The organism is Terriglobia bacterium, assembly GCA_020072565.1.
Classification (GTDB): domain Bacteria; phylum Acidobacteriota; class UBA6911; order UBA6911; family UBA6911; genus JAFNAG01.
In genome coordinates this window covers 200,933-214,473 of record JAIQGI010000019.1, presented here as the reverse complement: position 1 = coordinate 214,473, position 13,541 = coordinate 200,933, and the positions used below count along the sequence as shown (strand labels likewise).

The window sequence follows — 13,541 nt, the reverse complement described above, 5'->3', positions numbered from 1 at the left end:
TGTCCCTGCTTTTAATGCTTTATGATCCTCCACAGCTTCGCCGTTGCGCGCCCGAGTTCCACGTCTATTAATTTCGGATCGAGAGTCTTTTCCGGCACGTTCTCAAAGACGGCATACGGGATCCTGCATCCTCTCACCTCGATGAAGTTGGGGTCGCCGGCCTCGAGCTGGTCCCAATCGTTGGTCTTATAGTAAAACTCCATTTTTTCATCGGGCAGCGAGTGGTAGAGGATCGAATCCTCCTCGCCTTTGCGTGCACGGCGGCGGTTCTTGCGCACCGACTCCTCGTAGGTCACGCGGATGTACAATAGCGCCGCCTTGCCGAGCATTTCATCGGAAAGGAATGATAGCGCATGGCGGATGGCATCATCGCCTCCGCGTGCAAACTCCACGAGCGTCGTCAGCCTGTCGTGATAGGCGGGATCCTTCACGGTTTTTTTCCTGTAGTCCAGCGCAAGACGTTTGATGTACAAGTCCCAGATGTACGGATCCTTGAACCAGTATTTCTCATCGCTCCAGACACGTTCCCTGCCCATTTGAGTCATCAGATCATCGAGTTCAAATGTTTCCCAGACATAGCGAAAATCATCGAGCTCCTCAAAGTTGGCAATGTGGTATTTCTCGAGGCGCACGATCGGGTCGCAGCTTTTGAGGAAATCAATGATCTCGGATTTGCCCGCCGCCGGCCGGCCGGTGATAATCAGAATCGGGAAATGGTTATGCATAGTCTCCTTTCGGTTCCGGATCACGATTACTCTTATGACATCTATATCACACCACCGTCGAGTTGACATCAAACTGTGCTTTCTATAGCATGGCCGCCGGGCTGGGCGGCCATATTTCGAGCATGACAGACGGCGAACGGATCCGATTTCAATTGAATGTCAATATGGTTATGGGGGCGCAGGCCACGCTGGACCTACTCTGAGTGCTCGACGCTCGCGGAAACAGTATCCGCTGGATCATGATCTGATGCCGCCGGCATAGGGGCCGGCACCTCTACGAGGGGAGAACTCATGCCACAAGCTGTCAAACCCGAGACCGTCGCACAGGTCCAGCCGTTCCCAAGCTCGTTCTGGACCGCCAACGTCACCGAATTGTTCGAGCGCGCCGCATATTATTCGATGGCGAGCTTCGTCGTCATCTACCTGGGGCAGCTGGGATTTGGAGAATCCTGGCCGTCTTTCCTCAATTCCACGGTGCTTTGGGGGCTGGTCTATTTCCTGCCGATCCTCTCGGGCACGATCGCGGACCAGATCGGGTTCCGCCGCGCTCTCCTGATCGCATTCGTGCTGCTTTCGCTCGGCTATCTCCTGATGGGATATCCGGTCTGGTTTGGCGGCAGCAAGCTCGCACCGACGATCGCCAAAGAGGTCACAGCGAGCACACGCGACGTGGTAGCCGTCGTGGCCGCGATCCTGTTGATCGGCATCGGCGGATCGGTGGTCAAGCCGTGCATCTCGGGGACGGTGCAGAAGACCTCCGGAACCAGGGCCACCCTCGGCTTCGCGATCTTCTACATGGTCATCAATATCGGCTCCCTGTTCGGGCGCGGCACGGCGTTCGTCGTGCGCTCGGGCTCGAGCACCCAGACGGTGCTGATGGTGGTGGCGATATGCACCCTGGCGGCGGCCGGCCTGGTATCGCTGGTCTACTGGACGACCAGGGCGAACAAGGCGAAGATCAACGTCTGGATACCGACGTTTGGCTTCCTGCTGATCGTCGTCGCAGCAGCCATGGCTATTAACGGGATTTTCGGCGCGCGTGCGGCGGAGCGCGCCGGCATCGATCCGGCCCAGCTGTCCTACATCTTTGCCGTTGCCGCCGTTGCCGCCGCCGTCGCCTTCTTTGTCGTGCTGATTGCCTACCGCGAGCCGGCAGCTGCTGCCGGAACACCGGTCAAGCCCAAGCGCTCGGTCGGCCGCATCCTGGCAGACATGGTGCTGGTTCTGGGCAGTCTCCGGTTCTCGCTGTTCCTGGTGGTGATGGCCGGATTCTTCTTCATCTATAATCAGGTCTACAACGTGATCCCGCTCTATGCCAAACGGGTCGTCGAGTCGAATCCCGCCATGGATCTCTACACCGCAGCCAATCCCTTTGTGATTGTCTGCCTGCAGCTGCTGATCTCGCGCACCTTCGGCAAGATGAAGCCCATTCGCTCGATGATCGTCGGCACCCTGATCATCAGTGTGGCCATGATCATCAATCTGAGCCCGCTTTACACCGCGGGCGGCATTCGCGCGATCGTCGCCAACTGGCTGCCGATCGCGTCGGTGTTCATCATCCTTACGGTCGCCCTGATCGCGCTCGGCGAGTTGTTCACCTCGGCGCGCATGTACGAGTATATCGGCGCGCTCGCACCCAAAGGGCAGGAGGGGCTGTTCCTCGGTTATGCCAACCTGCCGCTGGCGCTCGGTTCCATGGTCGGCGGCCCGGTCGGCGCCTACATTTTCAACCGGATCATGGCGAAGAATGCCACCAAGCTGCCGAATGGTTTGCTCGAGCTCGAGCAGACCCAGAACATGCTCGGGTGGCTGATCCTGATGGCCATCGGCCTGGTTTCGGCCGCGGCGCTGTGGCAATTCAACCGGTGGCTAGAGCGGCCTCAACGGCGCGCGCAGAGGAGGGATGAGCTGCGCCAGCCCTCCCAGCCCCCAGCAGCCACTCAGGCGAGGCCCCCCGTTGCCATATCCATGGTTGGGGGCATCAGTTTCGTATTGGCCGCGTGGTCGCTCGGTGCTGCCGCGCTTCTCGCATGGAACACTTTGGATCGCTTCGACGCCATCTCTCGTCGCGAAGTGATATCGGGATGCTTCATCGCTTGCGGTCTGCTCGGCTGGACTGCCCTGCAGGCAAGTGTCGGGCTCCAGATGTTGAGAAGGAGAAGTTGGGCACGCGGCGTCTTCATCGTAGCATTCCCGACGTTGTGGGCGCTATCGGCGGCATGGTTCACTCCCGCGGCCCTGACGGCCAGCGCAATCTCCTGGTTGCTTGGCCTGGCACTCCTGACACGAGCTTCGGCGATCGAGTTCTTCGGCGAAGACTAGCCCGTGCGGAACCGGCTCGTCATCGCCCGGAGGAAGGAGGCAAATATGGTACATAAGCATGATGTCAGCTTCAGCAGAAGGGATTTTGCCCGGCTCATGGCGGCAGGGAGTGCCGCCTCGATACTTCCGGCAACTGCCATCGCGAGCCTGAAGCCGTTGCCCCTCCCACCGGTGCCGGCCGTCCCGGACGAGTCGTTCTGGACGTCCGTCCGGCAACAGTTCCTCATGCCCCGTGATGTGACCGTTCTGTGCGCGGCGAATCTCTGCCCGACACCCGCGCCCGTCATCGATGCGCTCATCAACACAACCCGCGACATCGACCGTGATCCCGGCGCCGAGAATCGCCGGAAGTGGGGCGAGGGCCGGGAAGCAACGCGCCGCACGCTCGCCGCGTTTCTCAATGCCGCACCGGAGGAGATCGTCATCACGCGCAACACCTCCGAAGGCAACAACATCGTGTCGAGCGGGATCGATCTGAAACCGGGAGACGAGGTCCTCCTGTTCGCCGACAACCATCCAAGCGTCAACACAGCGTTTCAGGAGAAGGCCAAGCGCTTCGGTTTCACGACCAGGGTTGTCGATCTCGTCGACATGCACCCCGGGCCCGAGTATTACGTCGATGCTTTCCGGAAAGGCATCGGTCCGAACACCAGGCTTCTGGCCTTCACGCACGTGACCGGCTCAGTCGGCGATCTTTTCCCGGCGAAGGAGATCTGCCGTGCTGCGCGGGAGCGCGGCGTGCTGACGCTCGTGGATGGCGCGCAATCCTTCGGCGTTCTGGACATCGACCTGGCCGACATGCAGCCGGATTTCTTCACCGGCAGCGCGCACAAGTGGCCGTGCGGGCCGAAGGAGTTCGGCGTGCTCTACATCAACAGGAAAGCCGAGTCCCGCATCTGGCCGAGCATCATCAGTCTTTACGCAGGCGAGGTGGGTGCATCGAAACGGTTCGAAGCCCTCGGCCAACGAGACGAAGCCGGCTTCATCGCGTTCGGCGAAGCGCTCAAACTTCAGAACAAGATCGGGCGGAAAGTCATTGAGGCTCGATCGCGCGAGCTGGTGCAGAGATTTATCGAAGGGCTCAAGAAGATCAATGGCGCGAAGGTCTGGACTCATCCGGCGCCCGAGCGTTCGGCCGCCATCCTCACCTTCTTGCCGGGCGGCACCGATCCGGCGAAACTTGCCGCCGCGCTCTACGAGAAGGAGCATATCGTAACGAACGCGCGCGGCTCGGGTGTGCGCGGCGGCATCCGGCTTTCACCGCATTTCTACGTGCTGCACGAGGAGGTCGACCGCACGCTCGCGGCCATCCGCAGGTACATGGCCGGCATGTAGCCGTTGCATTTCGAAGCGCAAAGGGGACTGTCCCCATTGCGCGCGGCTCGCGCGGCCATTCCATTGGCAAAGGAGCAAGGGAGTGTTCAGTCTGCCCGACGGTGTGAAGAAGATTACGGTTTTTGGCGGGCGCCACCCGGTGGCAGGAGACGCCGAATACGCGGAGGCATTCAGGCTCGGATCGCTGCTCGCTGCCGCCAACTATGCCGTCATGAGCGGCGGATACTCCGGCGTCATGGAGGCCGTCTCCCGCGGCGCGATCGAAGCCGGCGGCACGGCGATCGGCGTTACCATGGAGATATTCGGAAATCTCGCGCCGAATCCTTTCCTGACCCACGAGATTCGATCGCGCAATTTCTTCGAGCGCCTTGAAATTCTTGCCTCCAACTCGAGCGGCTTCATCGCGATGCGCGGGGGCATGGGGACCTTGACCGAGATCAGCCTCATCTGGAATATGCTTCAAACCAAGACCATGCCCGACAAGCCGGTCATCCTGGTCGGGAGGTTCTGGAAGTCCTTGCTCCAATCCGTGGCGGGACATCTCGTGATCTCCCCGGAGGAACTGGAGATCTTTCATTACGTCGACAGTGCGGACGAGGCTGTTGCCCGCCTCAGTTCCCTTGATTTCGGCAGATCCGATCCCATCGAAAGCGAAAAAAGAAATTGAACTGGAACCCAAGCGGGCGTATTTTAATGCGCACGGGGTTGGCGGTGGGTACCGACTGTCACCAGCCCTAGAAAATATCGAGGAGAAAAAAACAATGGCTGCACTTGCTGTGCTTGGTGGATTGGTTGGTGGCGCTGTAATATTGGCTACGATACGCTCGAAACGCAATGCTAAGAAGCCAACTCATATTCAGACGTTCAAGATCCAGTAACTAGCCTTACGAACATGCCATCAAGAGGGCCTGTACCGAGCGATCGGTAGAGGCCCTTTCTATTTTCAAGAGCATGAGGAGTGGAGCATGAGAATCGCGGTGATGGCAACGGGCGGCCTGGGGGGCTACTACGGCGCCCTGCTCGCGAAGAACGGCCACGATGTGGTCTTTATCGCGCGCGGCGCTCATCTGATCGCGATGCGCGAAAACGGGCTGGCGGTCAGGAGTGTCCATGGCGATCTATCCATCAGGCCGGTGCAGGTCACGGACGATCCCAGGACGATAGGCCCCGTGGATTGGGTCCTGTTCACCGTGAAGACCTATGACACCGAAGCGGCTGCCCGGGCGATTCAGCCGATTTTGGCCGACGACACGGCGGTCGTGACCTTTCAGAATGGCGTCGAGGCGCACGAGCAGATCGGCGCCATCATCGGCATGGAGCACGTGCTGGTCGCGCCGGTCCAGATCGTTTCGAATGCGGTCGCACCCGGAGTCATCGAGCAGCGGAGCCAGTTTCGTCTCATGACGATCGGCGAAGCGTGTGGGGGCGTGACGCCGCGCGTCCGGCGGCTCGTCGCCGAATTCAGAGACGCCGGCATGGAAGCCTCTGCAACTGCAGACGTTCTCACACCCCTCTGGCATAAGTTCGTTTTCATTGCCTCCATCGCGGGATTGAGCTCGCTCGCCCGAACCGAGCCGTACGAGCTGCTTCAGCTCGCCGAAGCGCGCGCCACGCTGCACGCTGCCATGGAGGAGGTCCACGCAACCGGCGAAGCGCTTGGAGTCAGGATGGACGCCGACATCGTCGAGAGGCAATATCAGTTCTGCCTGAGACTGGGCCCGGGACAGAAAGCCTCCATGCATCTGGATCTGGAACAGGGCAAGCGTCTGGAAATCGATGCCATGAGCGGCGCGATAGTCCGCCTGGGTGCGGTGCAAGGCGTGCCGACGCCTGTGCACCGGACGATCTATGCGGGTCTGAAAATGATGGACGAGCGAGCCAGGCGGAAAACGGCAGATGCACCCGGATCCCGATAGATGTTATATATGTTCCTCTACGTGGCACTGCGTTCACCTGCGGTTCACCGGAGCTGAGAGGAAATCATGACCAGGATCAATATCTTCCGCGACTACCCCCGCACCTTCTGGATCGCCAACGTCATGGAGCTGTTCGAGCGGGCCGCTTACTATGGGCTGAATTCCATTCTCGGGGGCTATCTCACATTGGCAGTGGCCGAGGGAGGACTCGGCTTCAACACCCAGGCGGTGGGTTTCCTGCAGGGGATCGTCTATGCGTTCACCTATGTCCTGCCGATCCTGGGAGGGGCACTTGCCGACCGCTACGGTTACCGGCGGGTGCTGCTGGTTGCCTTCTCCTTGCTGGCGACCGGATACTTCGCGGCCGGCAACATGTCCAGCTATGCGCTCGTCTTCCTCTTTCTGCTCGTCATGGCCACCGGCTCCGGCCTTTTCAAGCCGATCATTTCGGGCACCATCGCCCGGACGACCGATGAGCGCACCTCCGGACTCGGCTTCGGCATTTACTACTGGATGATCAACCTCGGCGCTTTTCTCGCTCCCCTGGTCGTGAGTGTCCTCAAGGGGTTCTCATGGCAATACGTCTTTACCGCCTCGGCGGCCTACTGTGCGGCAATGCTGCTTCCCGCCTTATTTCTTTACCGGGAGCCGCCGCGGCCGGTGAGCACCAAGAAGCTGGGCGAGGTCCTGGCCGGGGCGGCCGAGGTGCTCGGCGACGCCCGCTTCATGCTGATGGTGGTGGTTTATTCCGGGTTCTGGATCCTGTATTTCCAGAACTTTGGCACGGTCCTGTGGTATCTGCGCGACGTCATCGACAAGGAGCCGGTCAGTACCGCAATCACAGGCCTGCTGCATGGAATCGGTCTTCCCTGGAGCTTTCAGTTCGACATCGAACACGTAACCGCAATCAATGCGGGCACCATCATCCTGCTGCAGGTGCTGGTGAGCCGGATCGTCTCCGCCCGCAAGGCGCTGCCTACCATGGTGACGGGCATGTCGATCGGAGCGGCCGGCTTCCTGCTCCTGGCGCTCTCGCGCAATCCCTGGGTGTTCGTCGCGGGCATTGCGGTGTTTTCAATCGGCGAGATGACGGCGCATCCGAAGTACTACAGCTTCATCGGCCTGGTGGCGCCGCAGGATCGCAAGGCAGTGTATATGGGATACGCCTTCCTGTACGGCGTGTTCGGCTCGCTGCTGGGCGCGAACGTCGGCGCCCTCCTCTACGCGCGCATGATCGAGCCTGTGCTGCGCACGAATGCGATCGGGGGGCGATCCACTCTCTTCTGGCTCCTGTTTGCCGTACTGGACGTGTGCGCGGCGCTGGGACTGATTCTGTTTTTCCGGAAGTTCGGATCCGACACGGCGGATACCCGGCGGCGGGCTGCGCGCGCCATGAACGTTGCCTACGGCCTCATCGGGCTGCTTGGGCTGGCATTCCTGGTTTTGGGAGTAACCGCGCAGCCGATACAGTACCGCACCGTCGTACAGGCCGTCATCTTCCTGACTCTCGGCGTCGGCGGGCTGTGGATCAACCGGCACGGCGCAACGCGGGCCGTGCAGGCAGCTGCGTGACTTCACCACCGAATATACGAAACTCTTGAATCTCAGATAATAGAGTGACTGGATTCCATGGAAAGAGTGCCGTCCTTTCAGGGCTCATTTTTTCTCCGGCTCTCAACCCCGGCTCACGCCCGGGTCTACTCACTGACGCCCCTTTGGGGCCGGGAGTTTTATTTCCGTCACTATATTTCATGATCATCAATACTTTCGCGTCTTTCGTGCACTGGGCGGATTGAATTCTTCCCGGCGATTGTTGAGAGAATGGCCATCGAGCCGCAGGATTTTCATCAATTATATTACTGCCTGGCCTGTATCCCGCGGATTGCTCCCTCGACAAGCGCATATGCGGCTCTTAGAGAAATCTTATCCTGATCCCTGTCGGCCGGATAGGACGCGATCCCGAGCGCCGCGGCCTTTTTGTACTGGAACATCGTCGTGAGCGCACCGGCAAGCTCGCGGCTCGCAGGCCCCCCGGCGACGGTCAGCGAATGGCCTGAAACCTCCTTCGGATCCAGCACGTCCATATCGATGTGGATATAGATCAGGTCGGTCAAGTCGCTCAGCCGTTTCATCTGTTCGTGGATTTTCTGCGACGACCGGCGCAGGTCGGCGACGGGTATCATCTCGATTCTGTGCCGATCGAGCAGTTCCTGCTCGAGTGGATCCACGTCTCTCACGCCGGCCATCACGATGTAGCTGAAGGGTAAGGCGGGATCGAGACCGGACTGCAACCGGAGGCGCGTCAGGCAGAGACCTGCAGCGACGGCAACCGGCATGCCGCCGAGCATGCCGCTCAGCGTAGTCTCCGGGATATTGAAATCGGCGTGGGCGTCAATCCACACCAGACCGACCTTCAACGGCCGGGTGGTCGGCCCTGAGTGCTGCAGGCCTGCAAGCATACCCATCAACCCGTTGCAGTTCGCGAGCAGGCCGACCGGGAATCGGCCTTCCTTGAGGCTGTCGGCGACGATTCTGCCGAGGTGCCCGTTCGCGAGTCCCATACGCTGCCATGCGCCGTACTCTTTTTCCTGCTCCGCCGTCAACCGGGCGTTGCGCGGCGGCGCCACGTCGCAGCCCAATCCGGCCAGCATCTCCGCCAATCCTGCGCGCTCGAGGGCATCCGGACCCGGCGAAAGCTCCGCCTCCTCGCGCGACCCGGAATAGGCATTCTTGACCAAGGCTACCTTCACGGATCCGGGCGATTGAGCCGGGGAGATCGTTGAACCCATTGCGATAACGCCGAGCACCCACAGGATCAGCTTCATGGTTTCCTCCTCCGGCCGAGTATAGCTCTTCTGCTCAAGAAATGTCCTCCGTTCCACCTGGAGCGTGGCAGAATTCCGCTGATTTCCTGTCCGATCGGTGCTATTCTGCTGCGACCAAGGAAGAGCGAGTTACCATCGCTAGATTCAAATACCTCAGACATTCCGCGCATTGGAGGGAGTTATGGGTAAGCAGAAATTTCGGCGAACGCTGAGGATGACGCTCATATTCGGCGTCGCGTTTGCCCTTGCTGTCGGCGCCGGCGCATTTCAGGCACGCAAGCAGACCCGCCCGGCTGCGGTGCAGGCGCAGGTGCAGAAAAATGATGATGACTACACGAAGCGGATCCTGGACGCCACACCGGACAAGCGGATTTTGACCGAACTGGTCGATCACATGCCGCTCTCGGCAACAGTCCCGTCCCCGCTGGCATTTTTCAAGTACGTGCCCGGTGAGAACAACAGGCTTACGTATCACAAGGACATCGTGGCGTACTACGAGGCGCTCGACAAGGCGTCGGACCGAGTCACGATGTGGGAGATCGGCAAGACCGACGAAGGGCGTCCCATGGTCGCGCTTGCAGTCGCCGATGAAGCGACGATCAAGTCGCTCGAAAAATACAAGCAGATCACGGCGCAACTCACAGACCCGCGCAAACTGACCGACGCTCAGGCCCGGCAGCTCATCCAGACCGGCAAGCCGATCTACTACATAACCGGCAGCCTCCATTCGAGCGAGGCCGGCAGCCCGGAGATGCTGATCGAGCTGGCCTTCCGCCTGGCGGTCGAAGAGACTGCGTTCATCCAGCAGATCCGCAACAACGCCATCGTCGTCATCACGCCGGTGAGCGAGGTCGACGGTCATGAACGATATGTAGACAGCCGGCGCGCGTCGGAGGCCGGCCAGCCGTCATCCTTCGTGTATTGGGGCCACTACGTCGCGCACGACAACAATCGCGACGGGATCGGCAAAGGCCTCGTCCTGACTCAAAACATGCTGAAGGCGTTCCTCGACCTGCATCCTCAGGTCATGCACGACCTGCACGAGTCGGTAACGCTGCTCTACACGTCCACGGGCACCGGCCCATACTATCCGGAGATCGCGCCCGTCCTGGTGACCGAGTGGTGGTGGCTCGCGCAGACGGAGATCATGGAAATGACCAAACGCGGCGTGCCCGGGGTGTGGACGTACAACTACTATGACGGCTGGGTCCCGAACTACATGTTCTGGATTGCGGTCACGCACAACTCGATCGGCAAATTCTACGAGACTCAGAGCTACGGAGGCGGCGGTGGCGGTGGCGGCCGTGGCGGTGAGGCCCCGGCCGCCGGGCGCGCGGGAGCTCCCCCGGCGGCCGCAGCCGCTGCCGGCCAGCCGCCGGGCGAGGCCGCGCAAGCCGGCGGCCGTGGACGAGGCACCGGTGCGGGGCAGAGCCGCGAATGGTACCGCCCTTTCCCGGTGCCGCCCGGAGGTGTGCAGTGGAGCGGCCGTGAGAACATCAACATGCAGGAGTCGGCGATCCTCTTTGCGATCAACGCGGTCGCGAAAAACCGGGAATTGTTCCTCGAGAACTACTACATCAAGAACAAGATGATGATCGAACAGGGCAAGACGCGGGCTCCGTACGCCTATGTGGTTCCCACACAGCAACGCCGCCGCGTCGAGGCCGCCGACCTGATGAATCACTTCCGCCGCGAAGCGGTCGAGGTGCACACCGCCACCGCGCCGTTTGCGATTGGCAACGTCCAGGTGGCAGCCGGAGACTACATCATCCGGCTCGATCAGCCGTATGGCGGCCTGGTCAATACGCTCCTCGGCGTGCAGTGGTACCCGGAACAGAATCCGCGTCCGTACGACGACACAGGCTGGTCGTTGCCGCTGCTGCGCAACGTGCAGACTTACCGTATCGAAGACAAGAGCATATTCGACAAGCCGATGGCGCTGGCTGCAGCCGATTTCAAGGTGCCCGGAACGATTACCGGCAGTGGCAGCACGATCGTCATCGATCACACCACCGACAACACCCTCGCCACGTTCCGTTTCGCCAATGCCAAAGTGAAGATGTCGGCGGCCGAGCAGGCGTTTGACCTGGGTGGCCACCACTTTGCCCCCGGGGCATTCATCATTCCGAACGCCGACCGCGCGGCGCTCGAGCCGCAGATCCGCGATTTTGGACTTTCGGCCTGGGCGACCGACACGCCCCCCGGCGTGCCGATGCATGACCTCGACGTGCCGCGCATCGGCTATCTCCACTCCTGGTCGAGCACACAGGATGAAGGCTGGGTGCGGCTCGTGTTCGACAAGTTCAAGATTCCATACACGTACTTCGGCGACAACCTCGTGCGCCAGGGTAACCTGCGGGCGAAGTTCGACGTGATCATCTATCCGAATGGCCCCGTTACCGTGGATGGCGGTGAGATCCCCGCCACGGGCGCGCCACGGCCATACAAGAAAACCGACCTCACGCCGAATGTGGGCACGCCGGATTCGTCAGAGGATACGCGCGGCAGTCTTGGCCGCGACGGCTTGAAGGCCCTCGAGGCCTTCGTGCAGGAAGGCGGTCTGCTGATCGCGGAAGGCACGCCTGCCGCTCAACTGGTGGATTACCGGCTTGCCCCCGGCGTGTCGATTGACCAGCCCGAAGGCCTCTATGCGCCAGGCTCAGTGATCAAGGTGCTGCTCGGCGACAAGACCAGCCCCATCCTTTACGGCTACGATCAGAACGCGCTGGGTGCCATGTATAAGAACGGGCCGAATCTCGCGTTGAGCGCCGGTGGCGGGCGTGGAGGCGGCGGCGGGCGCGGCGGCTCGCCGGCAGGAGTCGGCGGCGGCAACCTGCAGCCCATGGCTACACCTCCGCGGTTGACGACTCTCGATGCGGGTCCGCCGGCCGCTACCACGACCGGTGCCGGCCGCGGCGGCCGTGGCGCCGCCGGCGGTGGCGGCGGATTCGGCGGTGGACAGTTCGGCGGGCGCGGCGGCGGAGCAGCGGCCATCAATGCTCCGCGAGTACTGCTGTCGTATCCCACCGATGCAAATGATCTGCTTCTGTCGGGCGAACTCGTCGGCGGCGAGGGTCTGGCGGGGCGGCCCGCGCTCGTGGATGCGTCGCTCGGCAAGGGCCACATCGTGCTGTTCGGTGTCCGCCCCTTCTGGCGTTATGAGACCCAGGGCAGCTTCTTCCTGGCCTTCAACGCCATCCTGAACTGGAACCACCTGAACGCCGGCCGTGCCGGAGCAGCCGGCACGGGCGCAGCCCGGTAACGCTCAGGCGTGCCACCAGCCCGCAGGTGCGTGCCGGCGTCTCACCACGAAGCCGGCACGCACCACTCGAAATCGGGGGACGAAGGCTCCCGCATCAATTTGCGAAGTAAAAATAGTCGTATACGAAGCGCGCGATCTTGGCGATGATCTCTTCGACATCGCTCGTGTCCGCCGTGAAATCCTTGGTCAGGACGGTCAAGGCGACGTGCCCCTGTCCGTCGGGAAGGTAGATGATTCCGCAATCGTCGACCGTTCCGGCGAGGGTTCCGGTTTTATGAGCCACGACTGTCCCCGGTGGAAGTTCCCCCTTGATCCGTTTCTCGCCGGTCTCGCATTTCAGCATGATCTGCAGCGCCAGGCTGGAGAGATCCGGGTCCGGGATCTCTTTTTTGTAGATCTTCTCCAGCAGCGTGTTCATGGCCACAGGGGTTGCCTCATCCTCGGGATTTTCTCCGAATTTGACGATCGCGGCCTTCCTCTGTTCGGGCGTCCTCGCGCCTGACCGCAGCGCCTGGAAATCCGTGATCAGTTTCTGGCACGAGCGGTTCACGGACATGCCCGTAATGCCGAGGTTCTTCAGCCGGGCGTTGACGTTCTCCGCACCGACTTTCTCGAGCAGGATGTCGGCGGCCGAATTGTCGCTGATCATCATCATGAAGTGGGCCATGTTGAGTACGCTGAGTTTTATTCCGGGCATGACCAGGCTCGAGATCATCCCGCTGCCGATATGCTGCTCGGATTTCTGGACCGAAATCTCATCCTCGAGCTTGAAACGGCCCTCCTTGACCTGATAAAGGAGTTCGACGAGGACGGGGACCTTGAACGCGCTGGCCATCGGAAACAGCATGTCCCCGTTCACGTTCAGCGTCTGACCGCTCTCGAGGTGTTTGATCGCGACCCCGACCTGGCCATCCGCCCTTCGGGTCAAGCGCTCGATCTGCATTCTCAGCCGGTCGATCCGCGTCTGAGGAGCCTGATCCTGGGCTCGAACCATCCCGGCCGTCACCGCCAGGACGAGGAGCACAGCACTGACTGCCGATTTCTTTGCGGGCATATTCATTTTGTTCCTCCATTTTCACGCCGATAATGCCACCGCGCATCAGACTTCGAGCGCGAACCCGTGAAGATGATTCCGACCGAGCCGCTATATCATTCA

8 protein-coding genes and 1 pseudogene are annotated in these 13,541 nt (G+C 61.1%); 6 read left to right on the top strand and 3 right to left on the bottom strand.

The window, feature by feature from the left end:
- Positions 1–11 precede the first annotated feature (11 nt).
- A complete protein-coding gene (locus LAP85_13645) occupies positions 12–725 on the bottom strand; it encodes a hypothetical protein (protein ID MBZ5497439.1) in 714 nt (237 codons plus the stop codon).
- 291 nt (positions 726–1,016) lie between these two features.
- On the opposite strand from LAP85_13645, the gene LAP85_13640 reads away from it, so the two are divergent.
- The 5 genes from LAP85_13640 to LAP85_13620 all read left to right on the top strand — a co-directional run bounded on the left by LAP85_13640 (position 1,017) and on the right by LAP85_13620 (position 7,870).
- A complete protein-coding gene (locus tag LAP85_13640; protein ID MBZ5497438.1) occupies positions 1,017–3,047 on the top strand; it encodes a hypothetical protein in 2,031 nt (676 codons plus the stop codon).
- Positions 3,048–3,092: 45 nt separating this feature from the next.
- Positions 3,093–4,382 carry an aminotransferase class V-fold PLP-dependent enzyme gene (locus LAP85_13635; GenBank protein MBZ5497437.1) on the top strand — a complete coding sequence of 430 codons (1,290 nt, stop codon included), beginning with the start codon at positions 3,093–3,095 and terminating at the stop codon, positions 4,380–4,382.
- Between the two features lie 82 nt (positions 4,383–4,464).
- Positions 4,465–5,049: an LOG family protein gene (locus tag LAP85_13630; protein ID MBZ5497436.1), complete on the top strand. Its 585-nt coding sequence runs from the start codon at positions 4,465–4,467 to the stop codon at positions 5,047–5,049.
- A gap of 298 nt (positions 5,050–5,347) precedes the next feature.
- Complete coding sequence (locus LAP85_13625) at positions 5,348–6,298, top strand: ketopantoate reductase family protein (protein MBZ5497435.1); 951 nt, start codon at positions 5,348–5,350, stop codon at positions 6,296–6,298.
- Positions 6,299–6,364: 66 nt separating this feature from the next.
- The gene (locus LAP85_13620; GenBank protein MBZ5497434.1) at positions 6,365–7,870 is read left to right on the top strand and encodes an MFS transporter; all 1,506 of its coding nucleotides are present in this window, start codon (positions 6,365–6,367) and stop codon (positions 7,868–7,870) included.
- 284 nt (positions 7,871–8,154) lie between these two features.
- On the opposite strand, the gene LAP85_13615 is transcribed toward LAP85_13620, so the two are convergent.
- A complete protein-coding gene (locus tag LAP85_13615) occupies positions 8,155–9,123 on the bottom strand; it encodes an arginase family protein (protein ID MBZ5497433.1) in 969 nt (322 codons plus the stop codon).
- 442 nt (positions 9,124–9,565) lie between these two features.
- On the opposite strand from LAP85_13615, the pseudogene LAP85_13610 reads away from it, so the two are divergent.
- Positions 9,566–10,405, top strand: a pseudogene (locus LAP85_13610) (hypothetical protein).
- A gap of 2,074 nt (positions 10,406–12,479) precedes the next feature.
- Here the strand turns inward: LAP85_13610 and LAP85_13605 are convergent.
- Complete coding sequence (locus LAP85_13605) at positions 12,480–13,445, bottom strand: class A beta-lactamase-related serine hydrolase (GenBank protein ID MBZ5497432.1); 966 nt, start codon at positions 13,443–13,445, stop codon at positions 12,480–12,482.
- Between the last annotated feature and the right edge of the window lie 96 nt (positions 13,446–13,541).